Below are 14117 nucleotides of genomic sequence, written 5' to 3'. Positions count from 1 at the left end.
GCGGCTGCGGCGGCGCGGGCGGCGGCGTGGGCGTGATGCGCTGGAGCGCGGTGGCCGCGCGCGTCATCAGCGAGTCGGCGCGGCCCACGGTCTTCTCCTGCACCGTTTCCGCCTTCTCCATGATGGCTTCCTGGTACTGCGGCAGGTCGGCCGCAAGCTGCACGACCTGTGCGGCGATCAGCGCGCCCACGCCCGCCAGCGCGAGCACGGTGGCGAGCACCGCGATCATGATCGAGAGGAACTGCGGGATGTGCAGCCGGCGCAGCGCGTTCACGAGCGGCGCGAGCAGGAAGCTCAGCAGCACCGAGAGCGTGATCGGGATGAGCATGGGGCGCCCGAAGTAGAGGCCGGACACCACCACCACCCCCGTGACGAGTGCGGCGAGCGTGTGCAGCGTGGGCGTGCTCGACGCGAAGACGCGGTTGCGGCGGCCCGGCGACGTTCCGTTCGACTGCTCGGGGTATGGCCTCTCAGGCGGGCTCTGGAAATTCATGGCGAAGCGTTGGCTGGTCCGGCGATCAGGTCAGACGCGCATCGGGCGCGCCTGAGTTCAGGGTAGTGCGTGCGGCGCCAGTCGGGCGAGAACTGGGCAACAAGCAGACAAAAGCGGGCGAGTAGCGTAGCGCAGACGCGACCCTGCTGAAAGGGGCCACGTTCAAGGCTTGCCGGCCTCCAGCTCCTGATTGTGCGAGGTGAGGAACTGGATCAGCCCATCCACGCCCGATTCCTGAATCTTGTCGTTGAACTGCACGCGATAGGTCTGGATCAGCCATGCGCCCAGCACGTTCAGGTCGTAGAGCCGCCAGCCCTGGGGCGTCTTGTACAGCCGGTAGTCGATCTCGACCGGCTTGTCGCTCGTCTGCGCGAGGGTGCGCACGACCACGTCGGTGTCGCCCGGCGCGTTGCGCATGGGCGGGTACTCGATCTGCTGGTCGGGCTTGAGTTGCGCGAGCGCGCCCGAGTACAGGTGGATCAGCAGCAGTTGAAACTGCTCGGCGATCTGTTGCTGCTGCGCGGGCGTGGCGGTGCGCCAGTGCCGGCCCATCGCGAGCTGTGTGGTGCGGTGGAAATCGACATAGGGCAGGATGTCCCGGTCGACGATGTCGCGAATGCGCGGGATGTCGTCCGGCGCAATGGCCTTCGTGCGCACTTCGTCCAGTACCTGCTGCGTGGCCGTCTTGATGAGGGCCTGGGGGTCCGACTGGTCGACGCTCTGCGCGAACGCGCTCGCGCTGACGGTGAACCCCACGGTGAACCATGCGAACAGCGCGCCCAGCAAAAAGAGCTTTTTCATACGATTTCTCGTCCGTGTCGGTCGTTGGGAGGCGGTGCTGCCGTGCGAGGCGCGCGCACGCCTGCGCGCCATGCCGGCCGACACTCAGTCTAATGCGTTGGCGCGCGCAAGGTCACGAAGCCGAGAACAGGACGGGCCTGCGACGATCAAACCCCAAATTGCGGGTATCAGCGACGATGCGTCGCAATATATATCACGTTGCGATACAATCGCGATCTCGAAAAATCCCCGGCGCCTCGCCAGGGACGCAGGTTCGCCCCTCCTTTTATCGCCATTTCAGCCGTGTCACGCTTCAGAATGCTTCGTTGGCTTACGCGTTTCGCCCCGTCCCCCGTTACCCTGCGCTGGCGTGAGCGCCTGCGCTCCGGCCTGGGCGCGCTGGTCGGCATCGCGGTCACGGGCGTCGTCTCGCACACCTTGCTCGGCAACGCCTCGACCATCCCCTTCCTGATCGCACCGATGGGCGCCTCGGCCGTGCTGCTGTTCGGCGTGCCCGCGAGCCCGCTCGCGCAGCCCTGGTCGATCATCGGGGGCAATCTCGTTTCGGCCACCGTGGGCGTGACCTGTGCAATGTTCATTCACGATCCGGTGGAGGCGGCCGCCGTCGCCATCGGCGTGGCGGTCTGCGCGATGTTCACGCTGCGCTGCGTGCACCCGCCCTCGGGCGCCGTCGCCCTCACCGCCGTGCTCGGCGGCCCCGCCGTGCGTGCGCTCGGCTACGAGTTCGTGTTCGAGCCGGTCGCGCTGCAATCCTTCACGCTGCTCGTCTCCGCGCTCGTCTATCACACGGCCACCGGCCACCGCTATCCGCACGCGGCGATGCAGCCCAAGGCCGCGCAGCCCGCGACCGCAGCGGGCGGCTTCTCGCGCGCCGATCTCGAAGCCGTGCTGCGCGAGCGCGACGAACTGCTCGACATCGACACCGACGACCTCGAGGCGCTGCTGCGCGAAACGGAGATCCGCTCCTATGCGCGCAGCTTCGGCGAGCTCCATTGCGCCGATGTCATGACGCGCGACGTGGTCAGCATCACGCCGGCGACGACGGTGGGCGTTGCGCGCACGCTGCTCAAGCGGCACGACATCAAGGCGCTGCCGGTCGCGGATGCACACGGCCACGTGAAAGGCATCGTCACGCGCGCAGACCTCGCGGAAGAAGGCCTCGGCCGCCACCCGCTGCGCGCGCTGCTGCAGACGCTGCGAAGCGGCTTCGCCGCGCATCCCGCCGATGGCGTGCTCGTGAGCACGATCATGAGCACGCACGTTCGCACCATTTCTGGCGAGACCCCGATCGTCGAGCTGCTTGGCGTCTTCGCGGGCCGGGGCCACCACCACGTGCCCGTGGTGGACGGCGAGCGGCGTCTCGTGGGCATCGTCACGCAGGCGGACCTGATCTCGGGTCTGTACCGGCAGGCCCAGCCGCTGCAGCGTCAGAGCGCCTGAGCCTCACACAACCCGCAATCCGCGACGCGGTTACGCGTTGCGCGAGGCCCCGGGATGAGCCCGCTCTTAATATCACGTTGTGATATATTCGCATTTCGAATCGTAACAAGTTGAATTTCCAATGAAAAACCCATCGCGCAGTCTGACCAAGACCGATTTCGAGCAACTGTCCGAATTCCGCTATCAGATGCGCCGTTTCGAGCGCTTCTCGGAACAGGCCGCCCAGGGCGAAGGCATCACGCCGCTGCAATATCTGCTGCTGCTGCACGTGAAGGGCTATCCTGGCCGCACGTGGGCGACCATCGGCGAGATTGCCGAGCGGCTGCAGGCGCAGCATCACGGCGTGGTGGCGCTCGTCTCGCGCTGCGAGGCACTCGAGCTGGTCGAGCGGCGCGTGAGCGAACGCGATCGCCGCCAGGTGGAAGTGCATCTGCTCGACGCCGGCGAAAAGCTGCTTGCGCGCCTTGCGGAACTGCACCGCGCGGAGCTGCAATCGCTCGACGGCACCTTCACCGTTCCGCAAATCGATCTTTGACGACCATGCATCTCGACGATTCCCACAAGCGCGACTTCTCGACCAACGCGCGCCTGCCCGGCATCAGCGCGCTCGCCGCCTTCATCGGCGCACTGGCCACGCTCGCCGCGTTCGTGCTCCTGAGCCTCATCCACTGGTTCACGAATCTGTTCTTCTACGGCCGCTTCTCGTTCGCCGATCGCTCGCCCGCGCTGAACACGCTTGGGGCCTGGGTCATCGTCGTGCCGGCGGTGGGCGGGCTGATCGTCGGGATGATGGCGCGCTTCGGCTCCGACAAGATCCGCGGCCACGGCATTCCCGAAGCCATCGAGGCCATCCTGTTCGGCAAGAGCAAGATGTCGCCGAAAGTGGCCGTGCTCAAGCCGCTTTCGTCGGGCATCGTGATCGGCAGCGGCGGCCCGTTCGGCGCCGAAGGCCCGATCATCATGACGGGCGGCGCGATCGGGTCGCTGCTCGCGCAGTGCGTGCGGCTCACTTCCGCCGAGCGCAAGACGCTGCTCGTCGCGGGCGCCGCCGCGGGCATGACGGCCGTGTTCGGCACGCCGGTCGCCGCCTTGCTGCTCGCGGTCGAGCTGCTGCTGTTCGAATGGCGCCCGCGCAGCTTCCTGCCGGTCGCGCTCGCCTGCGCCGTGGCGGGCTTCGCGCGCGCCGCGTTCTTCGGCACCGAGCCGCTCTTCGCGATGCAGACCCCGACGCCGCACGCGCTCGCGCTGTTCTCGTGCGTGATCGCGGGGCTGCTCTCGGGCGCGCTCGCCTCGGGGCTTTCCGCCGCGCTCTACAAGGTCGAGGACCTGTTCGCGCACCTGCCGCTGCACTGGTCCTGGTGGCCCGCGCTCGGCGGCATCGTGGTGGGCATCGGCGGCTTCATCGAGCCGCGCGCGCTGGGCGTGGGCTACGACGTGATCGGCGACCTGCTCCATCAGCACATCATTCTGCAAGTGGCCATCGCCATTCTCGTGGTGAAGGCCGTGATCTGGGTCGTGGCGCTCGGCTCGGGCACCTCGGGCGGCGTGCTCGCGCCGCTGCTCATGCTGGGCGCGGGTCTCGGCTGCGTGCTGAGCCACGTGCTGCCCGGCAGCGACCCCGCGCTCTGGCCGCTCGTGTGCATGGCCGCGACGCTCGGCGCCACGCTCGGCGCACCGCTCACGGCCATCGTGTTCGCCTTCGGCCTCACGCACGACACCAACGCACTGTTGCCGCTGCTCACGGCCACGCTGTTCGCGCACGGCTTCGCCACGGTCGTCATGAAGCGCTCGATCATGACCGAGAAGATCGCGCGTCGCGGCTATCACATCTATCGCGAGTACGGCGTCGATCCGCTCGAGCGCCATTACGTCGATGAAGTCATGACGCGCAACGTCGAGACGATCGACGCCGCCGTGAGCGTGCGCAACGCGCTCGCGCAGCACTTCGGCCCCGCGCAGAAGCGCCGCGCCTGGCCGGTGGTGCGCGATGGCGCCGTGCTGGGCATGGTGGACCGCGCGATGCTCGAAGCGGTGCGCGCGGGCGATGCCGGCGACGCGCTCGACCAGCCGCTCGGCGCGCTGCTCGCGCTGCGCTCGCCGGACGTGGCGCTGCCCGAGGAAACCTGCCGCCGGATCGCCGCGCGTCTCGCGGTGCATGGGCTCGAACGCCTGCCCGTGGTGTCCGATCGCGAATCGATGCGGCTCGTGGGCATCGTTTCGACCGCCGACCTCGTGAAGGTCTCGCTGTCGCACTTCGAGGAAGAGACCAAGAAGGAGCGCTTCCGCCGCATCAGCATCGGCAACGCCAAGCGGCGCTTTCCGCCCGTGCGAAAGGCGGGTTGAGTGTTGGTGGATTCTTCACGCCGGCGCTGTCGGTGCGAATGAGATGACAAGCCTGACCGAAACGGCCCGATCGGCTTACGCTGATCGGGCCGTTTCCATTTTTCGGGCGGTCATTGAGTCCACACGTTGCTCATCCCGCCAGCCGGCGTCGCTCAAGCCATCCGTGCCTGGCCTGCCTCCGGCCTCCGAAAACGCTTTTCACATTACGGAATTCGCCGGGAATTTTCACCACAGAACTTTTCCGCCCCTTGAAAACATGTTTTACATGGCAAAATTTTGCGCGTATCTCATTGAAAAATAAGCGTTAATTGCGTCTTATGTCTTATATAAGACATAGCGCGAACGGCGCTACTATTTAGTCATGCAGTTCGCTTCGACAAGCGTAGCGGCACGCTCAACCATCTATCAAACGCGCTTTGCTCTCAGGAGAGACACATGGCCCAGTATCAAGACGACATCAAGGCAGTTGCCGGTTTGAAAGAGAACCACGGCAGCGCCTGGAACGCGATCAATCCCGAGTACGCCGCCCGCATGCGCGCCCAGAACAAGTTCAAGACGGGCCTGGACATCGCGAAGTACACGGCGAAGATCATGCGCGCCGACATGGCCGCCTACGATGCCGACCCGTCGAAGTACACCCAGTCACTGGGCTGCTGGCACGGCTTCATCGGTCAGCAGAAGATGATCTCAATCAAGAAGCACTTCAACAGCACCGAGCGCCGCTACCTGTACCTCTCCGGCTGGATGGTGGCCGCGCTGCGCTCCGAGTTCGGCCCGCTGCCGGACCAGTCGATGCACGAAAAGACCTCGGTTAGCGCGCTGATCCGCGAGCTGTACACCTTCCTGCGCCAGGCCGACGCCCGTGAGCTGGGCGGCCTGTTCCGCCAGCTGGACGCAGCCGCTGGCCCGGCCAAGGCCGCCATCCAGGAAAAAATCGACAACCACGTCACGCACGTGGTGCCGATCATCGCCGACATCGACGCGGGTTTCGGCAACGCCGAAGCGACCTACCTGCTGGCCAAGCAGTTCATCGAAGCGGGCGCCTGCTGCATCCAGATCGAAAACCAGGTGTCCGACGAGAAGCAGTGCGGCCACCAGGACGGCAAGGTCACCGTGCCGCACGAGGACTTCCTCGCCAAGATCCGCGCCATCCGCTACGCGTTCCTGGAACTGGGCGTGGACGACGGCATCATCGTGGCCCGTACCGACTCGCTGGGCGCAGGCCTGACCAAGCAGATCGCCGTGACGCACGCAGCGGGCGACCTGGGCGACCAATACAATTCGTTCCTCGACTGCGACGAAATTTCGGCCGATGCACTGGGCAACGGTGACGTCGTCATCAAGCGCGACGGCAAGCTGCTGCGTCCCAAGCGCCTGCCGAGCAACCTGTTCCAGTTCCGCGCGGGCTCGGGCGAAGCGCGCTGCGTGCTCGATTGCATCACCGCGCTGCAAAACGGCGCCGACCTGCTGTGGATCGAAACCGAAAAGCCGCATATTGGCCAGATCGGCGGCATGGTCAGCGAGATCCGCAAGGTCATCCCGAACGCCAAGCTGGTGTACAACAACAGCCCGTCGTTCAACTGGACCCTGAACTTCCGCCAGCAGGCGTATGACGCGATGAAGGCCGCGGGCAAGGATGTGTCGGCATACGACCGCAACCAGCTGATGAGCGCGGAATACGATCAGAGCGAACTGGCGATCGCCGCCGACGAGAAGATCCGCACCTTCCAGGCCGACGCGTCGCGCGAAGCCGGTATCTTCCATCACCTGATTACGCTGCCGACCTATCACACCGCCGCGCTGTCGACGGACAACCTGGCCAAGGAATACTTCGGCGACCAGGGCATGCTGGGTTATGTGGCTGGCGTGCAGCGTAAGGAAATCCGCCAGGGCATCGCCTGCGTCAAGCACCAGAACATGTCCGGCTCGGACATCGGCGACGACCACAAGGAGTATTTCAGCGGCGACGCGGCCCTGAAAGCGGCGGGTAAAGACAACACGATGAACCAGTTCTGATCGCAGTAGTACCGCTGGTGAAAACGCCAACCTGGAGAGGTTGGCGTTTTTTTTATCCGGTGAGGTGGCTTGCGGGGTTTGGATCGAGCCAGTGGAAAGGATCGTCGACTACAACGATGCAGGGCTTGCCGTGCATGACGCGTAACGGAGTGCTCCAGTCATCCACGCCGTTTTTTGCGGACAACGGATTTGACGAATCTCGCGAGTTTTACGCGCATACTCGAGGCCGACGGACACCGCACGCGTTCTCCGTTACGTCATCACAGCAGACACGCTTCACCGGAGACTGGAGATCCAAATGAATGACGACACCTTCAACCTCAGCGTACGCAAGTTTTTAAAAATGGTCGGCGTTAGTTCGCAGCGTGAAATAGAGCATGCAGTGGCCAAGGCGATTGCCAGCGGCGCGATTGCGGGCAATGAATCCTTTCCAGCAAAAGTTACGCTGGAAATCCCGGGGCTCAAGCTGAAAGTGGATTTCGAAGACGAAATCAGGCTTGAATAAGAGGACACGCGCCCTGTTTCCAGACCCATGCCGCAGCACGGCTGCCGCGGCATGCAGCTTGTGCTATTTCCACTTTGAACCGATTGCCTCCAGCCCGGCCTTCTGCAGGTCTTCCGGTCCCATCACGACGCGAAACTCACAGTCGGCATTGAACGTGAGAAACCACGGCTCCGCGAAGGCGGGAATCTGGGACGGATCATCAAGATTGATCAGGAGAATTGCTCCGCGTCCTCCGCTTTGCTCAGTGAAATAGGACGCTTCCGGTTTCGCTTCTTCGAGTATTTTCGCCATCACGGCCCCGATGGTGCCGTCGCGCACGAAAGCATTGAACGGCTCGTGGGGAATTCGTATGTTCAGAAGCATGCGCATGAACATTCTCCTGGTTTGAGGTACGGAAAGAGCGTTTCGAGCTTAAGCGATCCCGGCCATACCTTCAGTGGCTCAGGCAACACTCCTCACGCATTGCTGTGCACCCAAGGCTTGCGCGGCGGCGTGTCCGGGTTACGCTGGGTTCGTGACATTACACGACATAAATCGTCGATAGCGTTTATGCAACGTCACCACGATACTCACATCCGTGGTACGGAAGACCATCCGTCGACGGGATAGCAGACTCGTCGCAAGACACCACAAGCTGCCGCGAAGCGATGGGCCGATTCGCGTTCCGACCAGATCCAGACGGCATGCCGTGCCAACCATTGGATTCCGGAGTGGCGCGTCGACTGAGCCGGTAAGCGGTGGACGATAGCGGGAACGGATGTGCAGTCAGCAAATTTCCATCCAGATTATTTAATCAGGAATACAAAATGAAACAGGAAGACATATCGAATACGTTGCGTGCCTATGTTCGGCGCGACCTGCCGCAACTCCTCTCGGGCGTCGAGCGCTTCCGCCGCGACGTTTTTCCGTCGATCCAGGCGCTGTTCGAACAACTCGCACACGGACAGGCGCCGCATACGCTCTTCATCACCTGCGCAGATTCGCGCATCTCGCCGGAGACGATCACGCAGAGCCAGCCGGGCGAGCTTTTTGTCTGCCGTAATATCGGCAACATCGTGCCGCCCTATGGCGAGACGCTCGGCGCCGTTTCCGCGGTGATCGAGTACGCTGTGCTTTCACTCAACGTGCAGCAGATCGTCGTCTGCGGTCATACCGATTGCGGTGCGATGAAAAGTCTGGCGGCAGAGGCTTCTCCATGCTGCCAGATGCCGAACGTGCACGCATGGCTGCGCAACGCCGAGGCCGCGCGCAGCATCGTCCGCACGAGGAGCATGAGTGTCAGGCAGACGATCCAGAACATGGCCGAGGAGAACGTCCGGCTCCAGATTGCGCACCTGCGCACACACCCCGCCGTCGCCGCACGACTCGCCCAACAACGCCTCGCCCTGCAGGGGTGGGTCTATGACATCGGTCATGGCGATATTGCGGTACTCGACGCGCAGTCCGACCGCTTCATGGCGCTCGACGCGGCGCGCGAGCGCCTCGTGCGCAAGCCAAGGGTGGCAGCGTGATTGTCCCGGGCCGCGCGTGTGTCGGGCAGCTCGTCCGCTATGTCGGACGGCCACTTGCGCTGTTGTGCATGTGGGATGTCGTCGTGACTGTTGCTTATCTCTGTGCGCCGGAATGGATCACGTTCCCAGCGTTGCCGCTGTCGCTTTTCGGCTCGGCGATCGTGGTCTATCTGAGTTTTCGCAATAGCGCCGCCTATGCGCGATGGTGGGAGGCTCGCACGCTCCTCGGCGCGATCGTCAACTATTCGCGCAGCTTCGCGCGAGAGCTCGGCGTCGTGCTCCCGGCGCATGCGCATGCGCTGCGCAATGCGTTGATCTTGCGTCAGGTCGCTTACGTGCACGCGCTCAGGCTGCATTTGCGTCGCGAGCCGCCATGGGATGAGCTCAAAACACGGCTGCCAGCCGCCGAGGTCGAACGTTTGCGCGGTGTGGCCAATGTGCCGCATGCCATCCTCTCGGAGACTGCGCGGATCATTGCGCACGATCTGGCGTTAGACGGCATGAGGCTTTCGATCATCGAGCACACGATGCGCGAGCTGTCGAACGCACAAGGCGGCATGGAGCGCATCAGAAACACGCCGATTCCGCAGCAGTACGCGACCTATCCCACGTTGTTCACGCACGCGTTCTGTCTGTTGCTGCCGCTTGGGCTCGTTCAGACGCTCGGTGTGTTTACGCCAATCGGCTCAACGGGGCTCGGCTTTCTGTTACTCGCATTGCTGCGCATCGGCGACGACATCGCCGAGCCATTTTCGAAGACGGTGAACGACGTGCCGCTCACGGCCGTGACCCGCACGATCGAAATCGACCTGCTCGACAGCCTCGGTGACGAGCATGGCTTGAAGACTCTGCATCCCGAAGGCGGTGTGCTGTGGTAGCGCCTGCCGAGCATGACTGGGCAAACGATCGTCCCCCACCCACTTGCAGAACAGACATACCCGACTCTAGCCCCGCACCCAGCACGATTCGAAACCCCGATGGCAAGCGATCGTCAGAGATCTCCGCGCACTTCACCGGTTCCCAGCTCGTTCCGCCGCCGGTTGACCTCCGCCCAAAGCGCATCGCTGTCGTCATTGCGCAGCAGGACCACCCAGTCCAGTTGATTGTCGGCCACGCCGAAGTATTCCAGGATTTCCCTGCGAACGGCATCGACGAACTGCGCGTATTCCGGGGTTGCCTGGGCCTGCGCGTGCAAGGCGTCGTATACCGCATCGTCCGCGCCGCCGCCGTGCTCGTCGATATAGCGCGAGATCCACTGGTCCCGTTCGCGGTCGTAGTCGGCCTCGGCGCGCATCGCCTGCACAGCCGTGTAAAAGTCCAGTTGGGCAAAGGCGGCGATCGCCGCCGTTGTTGCCTCGTCGAATGGAGTTGTCATCCTGTAGCTCATGTTGGCCGTGGAGCGTCGCAAAGCGCGATCGTCTCGACAAGCGCTTGAGGCTCTTCATGCTTTGCGCACGACGAAACCTTCAACTCCAGTCGTCCATATCGTGCTTGATGGTGTGCCGGTTCGCGATGAGCGCGTCGACGCTCGGCTCGTTGTTCATCGCGCGCTGAATGGCGAGTTTGGTCGCCTCATAGTTCGTACGATACATGTCCTTCTTGTCGAGGTTCGTCTCCGTGGCACAGCGCGGATCGATCCATACGAGACTGACGATGCATAGCTCGTTGGCCTGGTCCTTTGGCAAGATACCCTCGACCAGGCAATCGACTATCGCATCCGCCGTAGCCGATTGCACGACGCCACCGAATAGTTCGATGGTCGCCATGTCCCTGAGCGTCACCTTGGGAACGACAATCGTGGCCGGGCGCACCATCTGATTGCAGGCGCGGATCGCAAACATGGCCGTGTGTCCCTTGCTCTGCGCCATCATGTTGGCGAACGCATGACCGACGGGGCCATCGACACGCCCGATCAGGATTTCGGGCATGGCGTCAGTCACCTGGCCTGGCGCTGCGAAGACAGTGGCTTCACCAGCACGGAACGTCATATCGAGACTCATCGTCAATTTTCCTGGAGTTGGACATAGAGAATTCTCGGCATGCAAGGACGATGCCACTCGATTCAACGCGGTCAAGCGTGCATAGCGATGCACAATATGTATCGTCTTCGTGACAAAGTGACAAAGTGACAAACATGGATCCACAATCCGCGCTCGCCTGCAAATTGCGACCAGGCGATTAAGACTGCGTTCTGGATTTGTCAGTCGACGTTCTGTTTCACCACCCGTCCAACTCAGGCTGTCATTCCTCCATCCACCGACAGCGTGGTGCCAGTGACGTAGGCCGAACTCGCCGACAACAGATAGACGACTGCCTTGGCCATCTCCTCCGGACGACCGATCCTGCGCATCGGAATCATGTCGTCGAGCAGATGCACGTCACCGCCCGTCACACGCATATAGTTGGGCGTCTCGGTGGCGCCCGGACAGATCGCGTTGACGCGAATACTCCGGTCCGCGTACTCCTTGGCGACCGCGCGCGTCAGACCGACCACGGCGTGCTTGGCCGCCACATAGTGTGCGATCCCGTTCATGCCGCGCAAGCCGAAAATAGAGGCGTTGTTCACGATCGCACCGCCACCCGAGCGCAGCATGGCCTGGACCTGATACTTGACGCCGTAATAGACGCCTTTGAAATTCAGATCGATGACCCACTCCGCCTCCTCTTCCGGCGTTGCATCGATCGGCCTGAAATCGGCGTGTCCTCCCGCGTTGTTGAACGCGAAATCGAGACGGCCGAATCGCTTCTCGACAAACTGCACGAGCGCGTGCTGATCCTCGCGTCGCGCCGCATCCATGACCTTGATCTCGGCCCGTCCACCGATCGCTGCGATCTCGCTCCTTACGGCGATCAGTTTGTCTTCGCTACGACCCGCGAGCACCACGGTCGCCCCTGCTTCGGCAAGCGCCAGTGCGGCCGCGCGCCCCATTCCCGAACCACCGCCCGTCACCAGGCCGACCTGCCCCTTCATCAACATAGGTTTCCTTGCAATATCACTCGGTCACGGTTGCGCGTTCCACCTGCATTTCAGATGACCACGCGCCTTCCGGATACGCCGCCCGCAGACAGGCCACGCCTGCGCGGGCGACACCTGTTTCAACTCACTCAGGCACGGGTAGCCGACGACAGGCGCCCTGGGCTGCGGGCAAGCAGACAGTAGGCGAGCGCGGAGACCACGAAGGTCGCGATCGACGAGAACGAACTGTATGGGGCAGACAGGTTCATGACGATCATCCCGACCACCACACCGACCAGCCACGCGGCCAGCCCACCGACGTTGAAGGCCGGCACGCGTTCGAGAGCGGCGTCGATCTCGCCATCGCTGGACGATTCGGGCCGCTCCGACAAGATATGAGCGAGCGCGACGGCGACCCAGGCCACCACGAATACGCCCTGATAGGCCAATGCCTGCAACAGCCTCTCGAAAATACCCGCCAGCATCAGTACGTACACCACCGCGCCCACCACGATCGTCCATGCAAATTTCGGCAGTTTCAGGCCCGCGGCTTTTTCGAACAGGGCCTGCGCATTGACGGTCGCCAAATAGTAGTTAGCGGTATTGATACGCGTCTGGGTGACCACGAGGAATGCGAATCCCCACCAGCCCATCAACTTCAGAATTGCCAGAACGACCGAGATTTCGGACAAGGCACCGGCATCATGAATGGTGCTGACCAGATAGACACCCGCCAGACCATTGATACCGAAGATCACTGTCCAGAACGGCGCACCAAAGTTGAAGCGGCTGTGATACTCGATATCCCGCTTCTCGCCGAAACGCGCAAAGTCGAAGGCCGCCATCATGAACACCCATACGCCCATGTAATACACAAAGCAGTTCCACCAGCCGCTCGCCGAAATGCCGCTCTGTGGCGGGCCGAAATGCAGCCATGCGTCGCTGTAGCCGAAAGTACGGGTAGCCAGCACGATAGCCGCGATCATGCCGATCAAGTAGAACGGCAGCAACACGCCGTTCAGCTTGTCGAGCCACTTCTGCACGCTACCGAATACGAGCGGCACGCTATAGATCACCACGAGCAGCGAGGCGAGCGGATACGAGATCGATGGCACCAGGCTGTGCAGCGCCACGGCAATCACCGAACTCTCGAACACCGCGTAATAGATCACGGTCGCCGCGAACACCAGCGTTGCCAGGGCTGCACCTGCACTGCCGAACAACAGACGCGAAAACAAGGATACCGACAAACCGGTACGCAGCGCATAGCGCGTGAGCACATAGTTCACGACGGAATACACCAGCACCGAAAGCCCCATCCCGATCGCGGCGTTCGCAGTGCCGTAGTAAAGCGCGAGTGTGGCGCCAATGATCAGGTACACCATCGCACTGCACAGCGCCCACCACGCCATGGTGAGTGCGAACTTGGGCATGCGCGCCTGCTCGGGCAGGCGGACAGTCGACACATCCAGTTCGGCATTGCCGACCGGGTCAAGCGCTCCAGCCATCACTATCTCCTATTCGGTCTTCGATAGACCTATTATTTCGTCATACGAACTAATTTGATGAATACAACCCCAAATGGCTCGATCGATACGGTGCTATTTCAATTCACCCGGACTGCTGCGGGAAAACGTCAGCAGCCCAAGGGAGGCGCAAGATCGCCCAGGGTTCCGGCCTTATACGGCCGGATCAGTCAGAACACGTGGTGGATACCGATATCGACGCCGACAGTCGTGCCGGGCGGCGCGTACAGTGAACTCGGCGTGTTGCCGCCATCGCCGATCTCAAGGCCGAGGTTCTGGCCGCCCGTGTTGTTGACCACACCGACCTGCACATAGAGCCCAGTGGCCTTCGACAGACTGTAGTTGACCCCGAGCGCACCCATCAGCGACTTGCTGGACATATCGTTGCGGTTGACCATGTACCAGACGCCACCATTCAGGTCGACCGTCGGCGTGGCCTGATAGTCGAGACCACCGTTCCACACGTCGTTGTTGATCCCGCTTCCAGCCATCTTGTAGTTCGTAAACGAGCCCTTGGCCGTCATCG

At 62.7% G+C, this 14117-nt stretch carries 14 protein-coding genes and 1 pseudogene; 7 read left to right on the top strand and 8 right to left on the bottom strand.

Annotated features, from left to right (window positions below; genetic code table 11):
• On the bottom strand, positions 1 to 493 hold a 493-nt coding region (locus tag BO1_RS56775), incomplete at its 3' end, for an AI-2E family transporter (protein WP_156992784.1).
• A 162-nt stretch (positions 494 to 655) separates the two neighbouring features.
• The gene (locus BO1_RS46080; RefSeq protein ID WP_028223357.1) at positions 656 to 1294 is read right to left on the bottom strand and encodes an MlaC/ttg2D family ABC transporter substrate-binding protein; all 639 of its coding nucleotides are present in this window, start codon (positions 1292 to 1294) and stop codon (positions 656 to 658) included.
• 297 nt (positions 1295 to 1591) lie between these two features.
• Here BO1_RS46080 and BO1_RS46075 point away from each other — a divergent pair, with 297 nt between their 5' ends.
• The 5 genes from BO1_RS46075 (at position 1592) to BO1_RS46055 (ending at position 7598) form a co-directional block, all read left to right on the top strand.
• The gene (locus tag BO1_RS46075; RefSeq protein ID WP_043289072.1) at positions 1592 to 2734 is read left to right on the top strand and encodes an HPP family protein; all 1143 of its coding nucleotides are present in this window, start codon (positions 1592 to 1594) and stop codon (positions 2732 to 2734) included.
• A 121-nt stretch (positions 2735 to 2855) separates the two neighbouring features.
• On the top strand, positions 2856 to 3269 hold the full coding sequence (locus BO1_RS46070; protein WP_028223355.1) for a MarR family winged helix-turn-helix transcriptional regulator: 414 nt from the start codon (positions 2856 to 2858) through the stop codon (positions 3267 to 3269).
• Between the two features lie 5 nt (positions 3270 to 3274).
• Entirely contained in the window at positions 3275 to 5077 is a 1803-nt protein-coding gene (locus BO1_RS46065; protein ID WP_028223354.1) for a chloride channel protein, read from the top strand.
• 435 nt (positions 5078 to 5512) lie between these two features.
• A complete protein-coding gene (locus BO1_RS46060) occupies positions 5513 to 7093 on the top strand; it encodes an isocitrate lyase (protein ID WP_028223353.1) in 1581 nt (526 codons plus the stop codon).
• Positions 7094 to 7391: 298 nt separating this feature from the next.
• A complete protein-coding gene (locus BO1_RS46055; protein WP_028223352.1) occupies positions 7392 to 7598 on the top strand; it encodes a DUF6494 family protein in 207 nt (68 codons plus the stop codon).
• 63 nt (positions 7599 to 7661) lie between these two features.
• Here the strand turns inward: BO1_RS46055 and BO1_RS46050 are convergent, their stop codons facing one another.
• Positions 7662 to 7967: a hypothetical protein gene (locus BO1_RS46050; RefSeq protein WP_028223351.1), complete on the bottom strand. Its 306-nt coding sequence runs from the start codon at positions 7965 to 7967 to the stop codon at positions 7662 to 7664.
• Positions 7968 to 8404: 437 nt separating this feature from the next.
• On the opposite strand from BO1_RS46050, the gene BO1_RS46045 reads away from it, so the two are divergent.
• Both BO1_RS46045 and BO1_RS46040 read left to right on the top strand, forming a co-directional pair.
• On the top strand, positions 8405 to 9109 hold the full coding sequence (locus BO1_RS46045) for a carbonic anhydrase (RefSeq protein ID WP_043289071.1): 705 nt from the start codon (positions 8405 to 8407) through the stop codon (positions 9107 to 9109).
• Entirely contained in the window at positions 9106 to 9987 is an 882-nt protein-coding gene (locus tag BO1_RS46040; protein ID WP_028223349.1) for a bestrophin family protein, read from the top strand. The genes BO1_RS46045 and BO1_RS46040 overlap by 4 nt, the downstream gene beginning before the upstream one ends.
• A 113-nt stretch (positions 9988 to 10100) precedes the next feature.
• On the opposite strand, the gene BO1_RS46035 is transcribed toward BO1_RS46040, so the two are convergent.
• The 5 genes and pseudogenes from BO1_RS46035 to BO1_RS60490 form a co-directional block, all read right to left on the bottom strand.
• On the bottom strand, positions 10101 to 10484 hold the full coding sequence (locus BO1_RS46035) for a hypothetical protein (protein ID WP_028223348.1): 384 nt from the start codon (positions 10482 to 10484) through the stop codon (positions 10101 to 10103).
• A 91-nt stretch (positions 10485 to 10575) separates the two neighbouring features.
• Positions 10576 to 11109 (bottom strand): formaldehyde-activating enzyme, encoded by a 534-nt coding sequence (gene fae, locus BO1_RS46030; protein ID WP_028223347.1) that lies wholly within the window; start codon positions 11107 to 11109, stop codon positions 10576 to 10578.
• Positions 11110 to 11342: 233 nt separating this feature from the next.
• On the bottom strand, positions 11343 to 12080 hold the full coding sequence (locus tag BO1_RS46025) for an SDR family NAD(P)-dependent oxidoreductase (protein ID WP_245644112.1): 738 nt from the start codon (positions 12078 to 12080) through the stop codon (positions 11343 to 11345).
• 134 nt (positions 12081 to 12214) lie between these two features.
• Complete coding sequence (locus BO1_RS46020; protein WP_028223345.1) at positions 12215 to 13573, bottom strand: purine-cytosine permease family protein; 1359 nt, start codon at positions 13571 to 13573, stop codon at positions 12215 to 12217.
• A gap of 188 nt (positions 13574 to 13761) precedes the next feature.
• Positions 13762 to 14117, bottom strand: a pseudogene (locus BO1_RS60490) (porin); the annotation flags it as partial.

Origin of the sequence: Paraburkholderia oxyphila NBRC 105797 (assembly GCF_000685075.1) — a bacterium.
Classification (GTDB): domain Bacteria; phylum Pseudomonadota; class Gammaproteobacteria; order Burkholderiales; family Burkholderiaceae; genus Paraburkholderia; species Paraburkholderia oxyphila.
This window is presented reverse-complemented; position numbering and strand designations above follow the sequence as displayed.

Excerpts from the sequence above, each read along its gene's own strand:
- BO1_RS46080 (WP_028223357.1), bottom strand. The coding sequence starts at position 1,294 with ATGAAAAAGCTCTTTTTGCTGGGCGCGCTGTTCGCATGGTTCACCGTG.
- BO1_RS46075 (WP_043289072.1), top strand. The coding sequence starts at position 1,592 with ATGCTTCGTTGGCTTACGCGTTTCGCCCCGTCCCCCGTTACCCTGCGC.
- BO1_RS46070 (WP_028223355.1), top strand. The coding sequence starts at position 2,856 with ATGAAAAACCCATCGCGCAGTCTGACCAAGACCGATTTCGAGCAACTG.
- BO1_RS46065 (WP_028223354.1), top strand. The coding sequence starts at position 3,275 with ATGCATCTCGACGATTCCCACAAGCGCGACTTCTCGACCAACGCGCGC.
- BO1_RS46060 (WP_028223353.1), top strand. The coding sequence starts at position 5,513 with ATGGCCCAGTATCAAGACGACATCAAGGCAGTTGCCGGTTTGAAAGAG.
- BO1_RS46055 (WP_028223352.1), top strand. The coding sequence starts at position 7,392 with ATGAATGACGACACCTTCAACCTCAGCGTACGCAAGTTTTTAAAAATG.
- BO1_RS46050 (WP_028223351.1), bottom strand. The coding sequence starts at position 7,967 with ATGCGCATGCTTCTGAACATACGAATTCCCCACGAGCCGTTCAATGCT.
- BO1_RS46045 (WP_043289071.1), top strand. The coding sequence starts at position 8,405 with ATGAAACAGGAAGACATATCGAATACGTTGCGTGCCTATGTTCGGCGC.
- BO1_RS46035 (WP_028223348.1), bottom strand. The coding sequence starts at position 10,484 with ATGACAACTCCATTCGACGAGGCAACAACGGCGGCGATCGCCGCCTTT.
- fae (WP_028223347.1), bottom strand. The coding sequence starts at position 11,109 with ATGAGTCTCGATATGACGTTCCGTGCTGGTGAAGCCACTGTCTTCGCA.
- BO1_RS46025 (WP_245644112.1), bottom strand. The coding sequence starts at position 12,080 with ATGAAGGGGCAGGTCGGCCTGGTGACGGGCGGTGGTTCGGGAATGGGG.
- BO1_RS46020 (WP_028223345.1), bottom strand. The coding sequence starts at position 13,573 with ATGGCTGGAGCGCTTGACCCGGTCGGCAATGCCGAACTGGATGTGTCG.